This window comes from Meridianimaribacter sp. CL38 (assembly GCF_004328055.1).
GTDB lineage: Bacteria > Bacteroidota > Bacteroidia > Flavobacteriales > Flavobacteriaceae > Gaetbulibacter_B > Gaetbulibacter_B jejuensis.
On record NZ_QKWS01000003.1, the window covers coordinates 319,973 to 334,564 of the forward strand.

Annotated in this window: 10 protein-coding genes; 9 read left to right on the top strand and 1 reads right to left on the bottom strand. The window is 34.1% G+C overall.

Annotation, left to right across the window (positions count from 1 at the left end; genetic code table 11):
- Positions 1-8: 8 nt before the first annotated feature.
- On the top strand, positions 9-1,232 hold the full coding sequence (locus DMZ43_RS09345; RefSeq protein ID WP_131507699.1) for a peptidylprolyl isomerase: 1,224 nt from the start codon (positions 9-11) through the stop codon (positions 1,230-1,232).
- Positions 1,233-1,301: 69 nt separating this feature from the next.
- Here the strand turns inward: DMZ43_RS09345 and DMZ43_RS09350 are convergent, their stop codons facing one another.
- Complete coding sequence (locus DMZ43_RS09350; RefSeq protein WP_131507701.1) at positions 1,302-2,765, bottom strand: aminoacyl-histidine dipeptidase; 1,464 nt, start codon at positions 2,763-2,765, stop codon at positions 1,302-1,304.
- Positions 2,766-2,837: 72 nt separating this feature from the next.
- Here DMZ43_RS09350 and DMZ43_RS09355 point away from each other — a divergent pair, with 72 nt between their 5' ends.
- The 8 genes from DMZ43_RS09355 to DMZ43_RS09390 all read left to right on the top strand — a co-directional run bounded on the left by DMZ43_RS09355 (position 2,838) and on the right by DMZ43_RS09390 (position 14,505).
- Positions 2,838-3,905 (top strand): DUF3810 domain-containing protein, encoded by a 1,068-nt coding sequence (locus tag DMZ43_RS09355; RefSeq protein ID WP_131507703.1) that lies wholly within the window; start codon positions 2,838-2,840, stop codon positions 3,903-3,905.
- 84 nt (positions 3,906-3,989) lie between these two features.
- Positions 3,990-6,974 (top strand): amidohydrolase family protein, encoded by a 2,985-nt coding sequence (locus DMZ43_RS09360; RefSeq protein ID WP_131507705.1) that lies wholly within the window; start codon positions 3,990-3,992, stop codon positions 6,972-6,974.
- Between the two features lie 12 nt (positions 6,975-6,986).
- On the top strand, positions 6,987-8,297 hold the full coding sequence (locus tag DMZ43_RS09365) for an amidohydrolase family protein (RefSeq protein WP_131507707.1): 1,311 nt from the start codon (positions 6,987-6,989) through the stop codon (positions 8,295-8,297).
- 89 nt (positions 8,298-8,386) lie between these two features.
- On the top strand, positions 8,387-9,187 hold the full coding sequence (locus DMZ43_RS09370) for an RNA methyltransferase (RefSeq protein ID WP_131507709.1): 801 nt from the start codon (positions 8,387-8,389) through the stop codon (positions 9,185-9,187).
- A gap of 14 nt (positions 9,188-9,201) precedes the next feature.
- Complete coding sequence (locus DMZ43_RS09375) at positions 9,202-10,434, top strand: M48 family metallopeptidase (protein ID WP_131507711.1); 1,233 nt, start codon at positions 9,202-9,204, stop codon at positions 10,432-10,434.
- A 97-nt stretch (positions 10,435-10,531) separates the two neighbouring features.
- Entirely contained in the window at positions 10,532-12,742 is a 2,211-nt protein-coding gene (locus DMZ43_RS09380; protein WP_131507713.1) for a bifunctional (p)ppGpp synthetase/guanosine-3',5'-bis(diphosphate) 3'-pyrophosphohydrolase, read from the top strand.
- A gap of 25 nt (positions 12,743-12,767) precedes the next feature.
- Positions 12,768-13,214 carry a Fur family transcriptional regulator gene (locus DMZ43_RS09385; protein WP_129760439.1) on the top strand — a complete coding sequence of 149 codons (447 nt, stop codon included), beginning with the start codon at positions 12,768-12,770 and terminating at the stop codon, positions 13,212-13,214.
- A 16-nt stretch (positions 13,215-13,230) separates the two neighbouring features.
- Positions 13,231-14,505 (top strand): adenylosuccinate synthase, encoded by a 1,275-nt coding sequence (locus DMZ43_RS09390; RefSeq protein ID WP_131507715.1) that lies wholly within the window; start codon positions 13,231-13,233, stop codon positions 14,503-14,505.
- Positions 14,506-14,592 lie beyond the last annotated feature (87 nt).

Sequence of the window (14,592 nt, forward strand, 5' to 3'; positions counted from 1 at the left end):
AAAATTTTATGAAACTGATTAGTAAAGCCCTACAGTTATTTATTTTATTTATACTAGTAACTGCAACCTCATGCAAAGAAGACCTTTATCCAGATTTAGAAGATGGTCTTTATGCTGAAATAGTGACTTCTAAAGACACAATGGTTGCTAAGTTATTCTTCGAAAAAGTACCAGTTACTGTTGCCAATTTTGTGGCTTTAGCCGAAGGTACTCATCCTTTAGTAAGCGAGCAATTTAAAGGAAAGCCATTTTACGACAGCTTAACATTCCATAGAGTTATGGATAAATTCATGATTCAAGGTGGAGACCATACTGCTACTGGATCTGGTGATCCTGGTTACAGATTTGTTGCCGATTTTGACCCAAGCTTAAAACATGATAAAGCTGGTGTATTATCAATGGCAAATGGTGGAGGAATTGACACCAACGGAAGTCAGTTTTTTATTACCGAAGTACCATACCCAAGCTTAGATGCTTTTGATGCTAATGGAGACTTTAAACCTTGCGACCAACGTGGTGTAAGCTGTCATTCGGTTTTTGGACAATTGGTAAAAGGTATTGAAGTACAAGATTCAATCTCTAACGTAAAAGTTGGACGTGGTAACAAGCCTCTTGAAAATGTATACATCTACAAAGTAAACATTATCAGAAAAGGATCTGCTGCAAAATCTTTCAACGCTGCTAAGGTTTTTGAAGAGCAAATGCCTAAGGTAAAAGAAGATTTAGAAAACATGAAAGAACAAGCTCGTATAAGAGCTGAAGAAGAAAAGAAAGCTAGAGAAGCTAAAAATGCTGAAGCTGGTGCTGAAATAAAAATACAATTAGACGAATACCTAACTAAAGCTACCGAAACAGCTTCAGGTTTAAGAGTATATTACATTAACAAAGGTGATGGAGAAAAGCCTGCGCAAGGTAAAAGAGCCTACGTAAACTACGAAGGTTATTATGAAGATGGACGTTTATTTGACAGTAATGTTGAAGCTGTTGCTGAGCGTCATGGTATGTTGGACGAGCGTAGAAAAGAAGCTAACATGTACAAGCCTTTCCCAATGAAAATTAGTCCAGATGCTCAACTTATTGCAGGTATGAAAGAAGCCCTTGCTGATATGCGTGTTGGTGATAAAGTATATATGTACATTCCTTATCACTTAGCATATGGCGAACGTGATTACGGACCAATTCCTGCTAAATCAAACTTATCGTTTATTGCTGAAATGACAGGAATAGAATAGATTTCTAAATATTAAGAATAAAAAAACTCCATTTTCATTTGAAAATGGAGTTTTTTTATAGTGTTCAATTTATTTTTTCGGAATCTGCTTTAAGATTTCAAGTACATAGTTCCAATATTTTTGAGCCGAAGAAATTTGAGCACGCTCATCAGGTGAATGTGCACCTTTAATATTTGGTCCAAAACTAATCATATCCATTTCAGGATAGTTTTGTCCTAAAATACCGCACTCCAATCCTGCATGACAAGCAGCAACATGAGGTTCCTCTCCATTATTAAGTTTTTTATATAATGGCACCATTACTTTTAGTATTTCAGAGTCCATATTAGGCTGCCAACCAGGATAATCGCCACTAAATTCAACTTCACAACCTGTTAGTTCAAATGTTGCTCTTAATGTATTGGCTAAATCCCATTTAGAACTTTCTACCGAAGAACGCGTTAAACAACCTATTTTAATATTCCCTTCTTTTACAATTACACGTGCAATATTATTTGAAGTCTCAACCAAATCAGGAATATCAGCACTCATACGATACACACCATTTAACGCAGCATAAATAGCTCTTGTTAATCCCTCTTGCACACCTAAATCCATAATAGATTTTGGTGTTTCAATTTTAGAAATCACAACAGTTAAATCTGGTTCCATTGTTTTATACTCTGCTTTTATCTCTTGAGCCAACGCTTCTGTTTCGGCAACAAACGCTTCTTCATGTATCGCATCTACAACAACAGTAGCGACACTTTCACGAGGGATTGCATTACGTAAACTTCCGCCATCAATTTCACTAATTCTCAAGCCAAAGTTTTCAAATCCGTCAAACAATAAACGGTTCATTATTTTATTGGCATTACCTAAACCTTCATGGATTTGCATTCCAGAGTGTCCACCTTGTAAACCTTTTACAATTAATTTAAAACCAGTTTTAAACTCAGGAGTTTCTTCTTCTTTATAAGTTCTTGTAGCAGTAACATCAACACCACCAGCGCAACCTACTCCAATTTCGTCATCTTCTTCGGTATCTAAATTTAAAAGTATATCTCCTTGTAATAAACCGCCTTCAAGTCCCATTGCTCCTGTCATTCCTGTTTCTTCATCAATAGTAAATAAGGCTTCAATAGCAGGATGCTCAATATCTTTACTTTCCAAAATTGCCATTATAGTAGCTACTCCAAGTCCGTTGTCAGCACCAAGCGTTGTGCCTTTAGCTTTTACCCAATCACCTTCAATAAACATTTCAATTCCTTGTGTGTCAAAATCAAAAACGGTATCGTTATTTTTTTGGTGAACCATGTCTAAATGCGATTGCATTACAATGGTTTTACGGTCTTCCATACCAGCAGTTGCAGGCTTTTTTATAATGACGTTACCTACCTTATCAACAATCGTTTCTAAACCAAGTTGCTCTCCAAAATCTTTCATAAACGCGATAACACGCTCTTCTTTTTTTGATGGTCTTGGTACAGCATTTAGGTCTGCAAACTTGTTCCAAAGTTGTGTTGGTTCTAATTGTCTTATTTCTGAATTCATAGTATTTACTTTAAGTTATACAAAGGTAACCAATAGCGTATGTTTTATAAAACTATTTTCTATTTTTGATTTATGCAGAAATACCTCAAATCCATACTAGCGTTTTCAATTGTACTTCAAATTATTTTCTTGAAAATTATAGCGCGTTTTCCTGATGTTGTTGAACAATTATATAGCAATGGTCTTTATGTATACATCTCAAAACTGATGCGATACGTTTTTGGTTGGGTGCCTTTTTCTGTAGGTGATATTTTATACACCTTAGCTACTGTTTATATATTAAGATGGTTGTTTGTAAATAGAAAACGTGTAATAAAAGACACAAAAGCGTGGATTTTAGATGTATTATCAGCCGTATCTATTGGGTATTTTGCATTTCATTTACTTTGGGCTTTTAATTATTACAGGCTACCACTACACAAAGCGCTTAATATAGAAAAAGACTATACTACTGAAGCGCTTGTAGCAACCACAGAGCGTCTAATAAGTACTGTAAACACTGTTCATATAGCCATTACAAATAATGACACTGTTAAGGTTGACATGCCTTATAGCAAAACAGAATTATTACAAAAAGTCCCTAAAGGTTATGATAAACTTTCTAAAAAATTTCCTCATTTAGCTTATCAGCCTAAAAGCGTTAAACGTTCTATTTATAGCTTACCACTAACTTATATGGGTTTTTCAGGATATTTAAATCCGTTTACCAATGAAGCACAAATTGATGGGTTAATCCCAACTTTTAAATATCCAACCACTGCAAGCCACGAAGTAGCACACCAATTGGGTTATGCTGCTGAAAATGAAGCTAACTTTATAGGTAGTATGGCAGCAATGCATCATGATGATATTTATTTTAAGTATTCTGGTTATGCGTTTGCATTAAGACATTGCCTACACGAAATTTATAGACGCGACCCCAAACAGTATGAAACTTTGGTTACTAAAGTGAATAAAGGCATTTTGAAAAACTATCAAGAGGTTAGAGACTTTTGGGACAGTTATCAAAATCCAACTGAGCCTTTGTTTAAATCTACTTACGATACATTTCTAAAAGCTAACAACCAAATAGATGGTATGGAAAGCTATAGTTATGTAGTTGCACTTTTAGTAAATTACTTTGAAAATAATACATTCTAAAAAAGTTAAAAAAAGTGTATTAGTTCGTTACTAAAGGCAATATTTCTATCTTTAGCTTTCTATTTTTTAACCAACACTTACATAATGATAAGACCGTATCTCACTATCTTAACATTTTTGTGCTGTTTTTCATTTTACGCACAAGAATATTTTCCAAAAAATGATGGTGTAGTTGCAACAAACACTAACTACACTGCATTTACAAATGCTAAAATTTATGTGACTCCTACTCAAGTTATTGAAAACGGAACACTATTAATCAAAGACGGAAAAGTCGTTGCTACAGGAACTTCTGTTAGCATTCCAAAAAACACCAAAATTATTAATGTTTCAGGTAAAAGCATCTACCCTTCTTTTATTGACATCTATTCCGATTTTGGTATCAAAGCTCCTGAACGAGACTCAGGAAGTGGCAGAAGTGCACAGTATGAACCTAGCAGATCAGGCTATTACTGGAACGACCATGTAATGCCTGAAAACAAAGCAATAGACCGTTTTAGTTATGACAGCAAAAAAGCTTCAGAATACATCAAAGCAGGTTTTGGAACACTTAATGCACACATACAAGATGGAATTGTTAGAGGTAGCGGAATGCTTGTAGCGCTTGATAGTGAAGGCACAAACGCTAACCGAATATTAGATGATTATTCTGCACAATATTTCTCGTTTTCTAAAAGTGTGACTTCAAGACAATCTTATCCTTCTTCTATTATGGGAAGTATGGCTTTACTAAGACAACTTTATATTGATGCTGATTGGTATGCTAAAGGAAACTCTAAAACAAAAGATTTATCTCTTGAAGCACTAAATAAGAATAAATCCTTAATTCAAATTTTTGCTGCAGGTAGTAGAGCTAATCTATTAAGAGCTGATAAAGTTGGTGATGAGTATGATGTACAATATGTTATACTTGGAGGTGGTGATGAATACGAACGTGTAAACGAAGTAAAAAACACAAACGCGTCGTTAATTATCCCAATTAACTTCCCAGATGCTTACGATGTTGAAAATCCGTTTTTAGCTTCAGGATTATCGCTTAGCGATATGAGAGCATGGAATCAAAAACCAACAAACCCAAAGGTTTTAGCTGAAAACAATATCAAATTTGCGTTAACTACGCATTCATTAAAGTCGCCAAAAGAATTTAAACCCAACCTATTAAAAGCCATTGAACATGGACTTTCTGAAGAAAAAGCTTTGGAATCGCTTACTACTATTCCTGCTCAATTATTAGGAAAGCAAAATACTATTGGTTCTTTAAAGAATGGAACTTACGCTAACTTCTTAATTACTTCTGGAAACATTTTTGATAAAAAAACCACATTATATGAAAACTGGGTACTTGGTCAGCAAAATGTTATAGAAGACATGACTATTAAAGACATTAGAGGCGACTATGAATTTAGATTAGCTGGTGAAGACTATAAAATGTCATTAAAAGGAGAACTTAGCAAATTGAAATCTGAAATTACCAGTGGTGACAACACTTTAGGCTCTAAAGTAAGCTACAGTGATAATTGGGTTACTATTTCAATGACAACAAAAGATTCTACAAAACAAGAATTTGTTAGAATTATAGCAAATGTTGATAGTGACAACAACCTTAGAGGTACAACTACAATGCCTACAGGTAACGAAATGTCATTTTTTGCTAAATCATTAAAGAAAGAAGACGACACTAAATCTGACGACAAAAAGAAATCTAAAGACTCCACTGAAAAAGTATTTCCAGTAACATTCCCAAACAATGCGTATGGTTTTACCGAATTACCAAAAGCCGAAACATTATTATTTAAAAATGCTACAGTTTGGACTAATGAAGCTGATGGAATTTTAGAAAACACTGATGTACTTATCAAAAACGGAAAGATTGCCAAAATAGGTCAAAACCTATCAGACAATAGCGCAAAAGTTATTGATGCAACAGGAAAACATCTTACTGCTGGAGTTATTGATGAACACTCACATATTGCTGCAGCATCTATAAACGAAGGTGGACAAAACTCTTCTGCCGAAGTATCTATAGAAGATGTTGTAGAACCAGGAGACATAAGTATTTACCGTAATCTTGCTGGAGGTGTAACTTCAATACAAATCTTACATGGTTCGGCTAACCCAATTGGAGGTCGCTCAGCAATTATAAAACTAAAATGGGGAGAGTCTGCTGATAATTTAATTTATGACAACAGTCCTAAGTTTATCAAATTCGCATTAGGTGAAAACGTAAAGCAGTCTAACTGGTCTAGCTACTCAAGATTCCCACAAACACGTATGGGAGTTGAGCAACTTTATATAGATTATTTTTCAAGAGCAAAAGAATACGATGCTTTAAAGAAAAGTGGAAAGCCTTATCGAAAAGACATAGAGCTTGAAGTACTTGCAGAAATATTAAACAAAGAGCGCTTTATTTCTTGTCATTCATATGTACAAAGCGAAATAAATATGCTAATGAAAGTAGCTGAAAAGTTCAATTTCAACATCAATACGTTTACACACATTTTAGAAGGCTATAAACTTGCTGACAAAATGAAAGAACATGGTGTTGGTGGTTCTACATTTAGTGATTGGTGGGCATACAAGTATGAAGTAAATGATGCCATTCCTTACAACGCTGCAATAATGCACAACCAAGGTGTTACAGTTGCTATAAATAGTGATGATGGCGAAATGTCTCGACGTTTAAACCAAGAAGCTGCAAAATCGGTAAAATATGGTGGTGTTAGTGAAGAAGAAGCTTGGAAATTCGTAACTCTTAATCCTGCTAAATTATTGCATATCGATGATAGAGTTGGTAGTATTAAAGTAGGTAAAGATGCTGATGTGGTTTTATGGACAGACCATCCACTTTCAATATATGCAAAAGCAGAAAAAACTATTATTGAAGGTGTTACCTATTTCGATTTAAAACGAGATGAAATGATGAGAAGCAAAATTCAAAATGAAAAAAGCGAACTCATCAACTTAATGTTACAAGCAAAGAACAAAGGGTTAAAAACACAACCTATTAAGAAAAAAGAAAAAGAATTTTTGCATTGCGATTCTATGGATAACGAACACCATGAACACTAAAAAAACAGTATTATGAAACAAATTAAACAAACCCTTATAGTGTTATTCGTGTTATGCTTTTCATCAGCAATAGCACAACAAACACCTGCTCCAAAACAAACTAAAGACATTGCCATTGTAGGAGCTACAGCTCATATTGGTAATGGTAAGGTTATTGAAAATAGTATTATCATAATTAAAGATGGTAAATTACTTACAGTTGCCGATGCTGGAATTGTAAAAATCAATATCACTAACATGGAAACTATAAATGCCGAAGGCAAGCATGTGTATCCAGGATTTATAGTACCTAATACTACATTAGGATTAGTAGAAATTGATGCAGTTAGAGCAACTGATGACGATGCCGAAATTGGAACTTACAAACCACACATTAGAAGTTTAATTGCCTATAATGCCGAATCCAAAGTGGTTGAAAGCATGCGTCCAAACGGAGTGCTTATAGGACAAATAACACCAAGAGGTGGTACCATTTCAGGAACATCGTCTATCGTTCAATTTGACGCTTGGAACTGGGAAGATGCTGCTATAAAAGTTGACGATGGTATTCATGTTAATTGGCCTAATAGTTTTTCTAGAGGTCGTTGGTGGCGTGGAGAAGACCCTGGTTTAAAACCTAACAAAAACTACTCGAAGCAAGTTAAAGAACTTCAAGATTATTTAGACCAATCTAAAGCCTATAACAATGGAGACAAAAAAATCACAAACTTACCTTTTGAAGCACTTAAAGGTATTTTTGATGGTTCTAAAAAACTATATGTAAATGTAGATGACGAAAAAGGAATTACTGATGCTATCAACTTCAAAAACAAAAATGGTATTAAACACATGGTTATAGTTGGAGGTTATTCAGCTTATAAAGTAGCCGATTTACTGAAGCAAAACAATATTCCGGTTTTAGTACAACGTCTTCATAAAACACCTAGTAATGAAGATGACGATTACGATTTACCTTATAAATTAGCAAAACTATTAACCGACAAAGGTGTTACAGTTGCTTTAGAAAGTAGTGGTAGTATGGAGCGTATGAATGCTAGAAATCTTCCGTTTTTAGCAGGAACAGCTGTAGCTCATGGCGTAACAAAAGAGCAAGCATTACAAATGATAACACTTAATACTGCTAAAATTTTAGGTATTGATGATCAATATGGTTCTTTAGAAGAAGGTAAAAGTGCTACACTTTTTATTAGCGAAGGTGATGCATTAGATATGCGTACAAATGTTTTGACACACGCTTTTATTGATGGTCGCGATGTGAGTTTAGAAAGTCATCAAACTAAATTGTGGAAACGCTACTCCAATAAATTCAAAAATCAAGAATAACTTAAAGCGAACCAAATGGTTCGCTTTTTTGTTCAATAGACATTCGTTACAATAAAATTATCGACTAAAATGGCTACTTTTGTCTGGTTATGACAAAAGAAATTACAAGCATACAAAATCCTTACATTAAACAACTTGTTCAGCTAAAAGACAAATCGCGTGAGCGCAAAAAGTCTGGATTGTTTCTTATTGAAGGTAAACGAGAATTATCTTTAGCACTTAAAGGCAATTATGACGTGGATACCGTTTTGTTTTATTCTGAATTAATTTCAGAAGAAGAACTATCTTCATTAATACCATCAAACATTAAGCGTATTGAAATTTCTAAAGATGTATTTCAAAAAATTGCACATAGAGACACAACCGAAGGGATTATTGCTGTTGCCAAAACAAAATCACATCTTTTAGATGATATTATCTTTAAAAGTGAAAACCCTTTGATTTTAGTAGCCGAAGCTCCTGAAAAACCAGGTAACATAGGTGCTTTATTACGTACTGCTGATGCTGCTAATATAGAAGCTGTAATTATTGCAAACCCAAAAACCGATTTATACAACCCTAACATTATTCGTTCTAGCGTTGGCTGTGTCTTTACCAAGCAAGTGGCTACAGGCTCAACAAAAGATATCGTTTCGTTTTTAAAACAACATCACATTAACATTTTTTGTGCTGCACTACAAGCTTCAGCAAACTATCATACACAAGATTACACATTACCTACTGCTATAGTTGTAGGTACTGAAGCTACTGGATTAAGTGACGAATGGTTGCAAGAGTCTACACATAACATTATTATTCCTATGCAAGGTGAAATTGACTCTATGAATGTGTCTGTTGCTGCAGGAATACTTATTTTTGAAGCTGTTCGCCAAAGAATTTTAAACGGATAATTATTAACTCCAATATGACTGCCACTACTCTATTTTATATTATAATAGCAATAATCATTGTTAATTTTATAATTGATAAAATCCTAGATGCGCTTAACGCAAAACATTTTAACGATGCTATACCAAATGAGCTTAAAGATGTTTATGATGACGCTGAATATAAAAAATCGCAAGCCTACAAACTCACCAATTATAAGTTTGGTGTTTGGAGTTCAACTTTTTCAGTGGCTTTAACATTGGCTTTTATTTGTTTTGGTGGTTTCGAATATGTAGATGTTTTAGCAAGACGTTTCAGCGATAACTCAGTTGTAGTCGCTTTGGTGTTTTTTGGTATAATCATGTTTGGTAGTGATATCCTATCTACTCCATTTTCTTACTATAAGACTTTTGTGATTGAAGAGCATTTTGGCTTCAATAAAACTACCGTAAAGACATTTATTCTAGACAAAATAAAAGGCTTATTAATGATGGCTGTTATTGGTGGTGGAATTTTAGCTCTCATCATTTACATATTTCAACTTACCCAACAACATTTTTGGTTATACGCTTGGGCTATCATAACGATATTCTCGGTATTTATGAATATGTTCTACGCTAAGCTTATTGTACCACTATTCAACAAACAAACTCCTTTAGAAGAAAGCTCTTTACGTTATAAAATTTCAGAATACGCTCAATCAGTTGGGTTTAATCTTGAAAAAATATTTGTGATTGACGGTTCAAAACGTAGCACAAAAGCAAACGCTTACTTTTCTGGTTTTGGAAATGAAAAAAGAGTTACACTATATGATACCTTAATCAATGATTTGGAAGAAGAGGAAATTGTAGCAGTTTTAGCCCACGAAGTAGGTCATTACAAAAGAAAACACATTATTTACAACTTAGTAGCTTCAGTATTACTTACAGGACTTACTTTGTATGTGCTTTCCATTTTTATAACAAATCCATTACTTTCTAATGCTTTAGGCGTAAGCACACACAGTTTTCATGTTGGTTTAGTTGCTTTTGGACTACTCTACGCTCCTATTTCTGAAATCACAGGATTGGTAATGAATTGGCTGTCTAGAAAGTTTGAATATCAAGCTGATGATTACGCAAAAAACACTTATAAAGCGCAACCGCTTATCACAGCTTTAAAAAAACTAAACAAAAACAGCCTTAGCAATTTAACACCTCACAAAGCTTACGTATTTGTGCATTATTCACATCCAACACTGTTACAACGTATGCGAAATTTATTGGGTTAAATAGCATTTATTTTTAACAGATATGGCAACTGTTTTTCATTAAATAAAACCATAAAAAGCAATTGCACATTAAATTTCTAATGCGTACTTTAGTTTTATGACAGAAGTTGAGATAGAAAAAGAAAATGCAGCCATTGCTAAAGCTTACAAAGAACTCCTTAAAGTAAGTTACCAGACATTAACTAGTGACGATAAAAAATTAATCCGTCATGCGTTTGATGTAGCTGTTGATGCGCACAAAGATCAACGTAGAAAATCTGGTGAAGCCTATATTTTTCATCCTATAGCTGTAGCAAAAATTGTCGCTTCAGAAATAGGCTTGGATGCTATCTCTATTGCTGCTGCTCTGCTCCATGATGTTGTTGAAGACAATGAGGATTATACCAAAAATGACATTGAACAATTATTTGGAGAAACTGTTGCTCGTATTGTTGACGGACTTACTAAAATTTCGTCACTAAGTAAAGAAACCGATGTTTCCACCCAAGCGGAAAATTTCCGTAAAATGCTATTGACACTTAATGACGACATTAGAGTTATCATTATCAAAATAGCCGACCGTCTTCATAACATGCAAACCATGGATGCGATGAGACGTGATAAACAGGAAAAAATAGCTTCTGAAACACTCTACATCTATGCACCATTAGCACATCGAATTGGGCTTTACAACATAAAAACTGAACTAGAAGATCTTGGTTTAAAATATACCGAACCTGAAGTTTATCAAGACATTCATGATAAAATAAAGGAAAGTAAAGAAGAGCAAGACAAATACATTGAAACCTTTTCTAAAACCATTAAAGATGCTTTAGATGCTGAAGGCTTAAATTACGACATTAAAGGTCGACCAAAATCTATTTATTCTATCCGTAGAAAAATGATAAAACAAGGTGTCACCTTTGATGAAGTATATGACAAATTTGCTGTTCGTATCATTTACAAGTCAGATGTCGCTAACGAAAAATTCCTAGCTTGGAAAATCTACTCCATAGTAACAGACCACTTCACACCTAACCCAACACGATTAAGAGATTGGATATCCTCTCCAAAATCTACTGGTTACGAAGCGTTGCATATAACGGTTATGGGACCTAAAGGACGTTGGGTAGAAGTTCAAATTCGTAGTGAACGCATGAATGAAATTGCCGAAAAAGGCTATGCAGCACACTACAAATACAAACAAGGTAATACCGAAGATGCTCTAGACACCTGGATAAATAAACTACAAGAAGCATTAGAAACTAACGAAACCAATGCTGTTGATTTTGTTGAACAGTTTAAGCTCAACCTATATTCAAAAGAAATTTATGTCTTCTCGCCTAAAGGAGATTTAAAATCGTTACCAAAAGGCGCAACACCTTTAGATTTTGCCTTTAGTATCCATACCGAAATAGGTATGAAAACAAGAGGAGCTAAAGTAAATGGCAAACTGGTGCCTTTGAGTCAAGAATTGCAAAGTGGTGACCAAGTTGAAATTTTAACATCCGAAAATGCCAAACCTAACTCCAACTGGTTAGACTATGCTACTACTGCAAGAGCTCGAAGCAAAATTAAAGGGTCGTTAAAAGACGAGAAAAAAACAATTGCTGAAGACGGTAAAGAGATTTTAAAACGAAAACTAAAGCAACTTAAAATAAACCTTGATGAAAAGGCTGTAAACGACATGGTTGTTTACTTTAAGCTAAAAACAAGCTTAGACTTATTTTATCGTGTTGGTATTGGCACTATTGACAATAGTATGCTTAAGGACTTTGCTTCATCTAGAAGCAATGCTTTAGTTAGCTTTATCAAAAATAAAATCTCTAGAAGGCAAAACATTTCTAAGGAAGAATTAGAAAAAGATGAGATTACCTCAAAGTATGATTTATTAGTTTTTGGTAAAGAAGAAGAAAAACTAGATTATAAGTTAGCTAACTGTTGTAATCCTATTCCTGGAGATCCTGTATTTGGATTTTTAACTATTAATGAAGGTATAAAAATCCATAAAAAGAATTGCCCAAATGCCTTGAGTTTACAATCTAATTATGCCTACAGAATTATTCAGGCAAAATGGATAGATTCTTCACAACAAGAATTTTCAGCTCAAATAAAATTATCTGGTATTGATAATTTAGGATTGGTAAACAACATTACAAAAATTATTTCTTCAAATATGCACGTTAACATGAAGAGTATTAGTTTTCAAAGTGACGATGGTGTTTTCACAGGAAAAATCAACGTTGTAGTTAAAAACAATTCCATGTTAAAAAAACTTATGGATAACCTTAAAAAAATTAATGGTATAGATAAGGTTACTAGAGTGTAAAAAATGTGTAAATTTGCAACTTATTATGAGTGTAAAGACAGAACAAAGTAATCAAGAAATCGTAAAGAACGTTTTTACGGCTTTCTTAGAAGAAAAAGGACACAGAAAAACTCCTGAGCGTTATGCTATACTTCAGGAAATTTACGATAGCGAAGAACATTTTGATATTGAATCTCTATACATCAAAATGAAAAATAAAAACTATCGTGTAAGTCGTGCTACACTATACAACACTATAGAAATTCTTTTAGAGTGTGGCTTGGTAAGAAAACACCAATTTGGTCAAAACCAAGCGCATTATGAAAAATCTTACTTCGACAAACAACACGACCATGTTATTTTAACTGACACTGGTGAGGTTATTGAATTTTGCGATCCTAGAATTCAATCTATCAAAAAAACCATCGAAGAAGTTTTTGATATAAAAATCAACAATCACTCACTTTATTTTTACGGAACTAAAAACAAATAACACTAACTAAATTATAATGGCAGTAGATTTACTACTAGGTTTACAATGGGGAGACGAAGGCAAAGGAAAAATTGTTGATGTTCTCACCTCCAAATACGATATTATTGCAAGATTTCAAGGTGGTCCAAATGCTGGACATACATTGGTATTTAATGGTAAAAAACATGTATTACACACAATACCTTCTGGTATTTTTCATAAAGATACTGCAAATGTAGTTGGTAATGGTGTAGTTATTGACCCTGTAATCTTCAAAAAAGAGCTTGATAAATTAGCAGAACAAGATGTGGACTACAAAGCATCACTTCTTATTTCTAGAAAAGCTCACATTATACTGCCTACGCATCGCTTATTAGATGCTGCAAGCGAAGCTTCAAAAGGAAAAGCTAAAATAGGCTCAACCCTTAAAGGAATTGGTCCAACTTATATGGACAAAACCGGAAGAAATGGTATAAGAGTTGGTGATATAGAACTTGCCGATTGGAAAGAAAAATATAGAGCTCTTGCAGATAAGCACGAAGCTATGATAGCATTTTATAATGTTGACATTCAGTACGATTTAAAAGAACTTGAAGCTGAATTTTTTGATGCTATAGAAACCTTAAAAACACTTCAGTTTATAGATTCTGAAGAGTACTTACACCAAGCACAAAAATCGGATAAATCCATTTTAGCCGAAGGTGCTCAAGGTTCGCTTTTAGATATCGATTTTGGAACCTATCCTTTTGTAACTTCCAGTAACACTACAGCTGCAGGCGCTTGTACTGGACTAGGAATTGCTCCTAATAAAATTGGTGAAGTGTATGGCATCTTTAAAGCTTACACTACTCGTGTTGGCTCTGGACCATTCCCTACTGAATTATTTGATCAAGATGGAGAAACTATGGCTAAAGTTGGTCATGAGTTTGGAGCAACAACTGGTCGTCCACGTCGTTGCGGATGGTTAGATTTGGTAGCATTACGTTACGCATGTCAAGTAAATGGTGTTACGCAACTTATCATGATGAAAGGTGATGTCCTTTCTGGGTTTAAATCGTTAAAAGTATGTACTGCTTATAACTATAAAGGTGAAACCATACATCACTTACCGTTTAATATTGAAGAGAAAAATGTAACGCCTGTATACACAGAGTTTGAAGGTTGGAATGAAGACTTAACAGAAATGACTGAAGCTTCTCAAATGCCAAAACAACTTAATGATTACATCGCTTTCTTAGAAAAAGAACTTGAACTTCCTATCACAATTGTTTCGGTAGGACCTGACAGAAAACAAACCATTGTAAGAAAGTAATTTACAAACCTAAATACTAAGCCTGCTCATTATTTTTAAGCAGGCTTTTTTCTGTTAAAAAATGTGTTAACACATACGAAAGCCTTT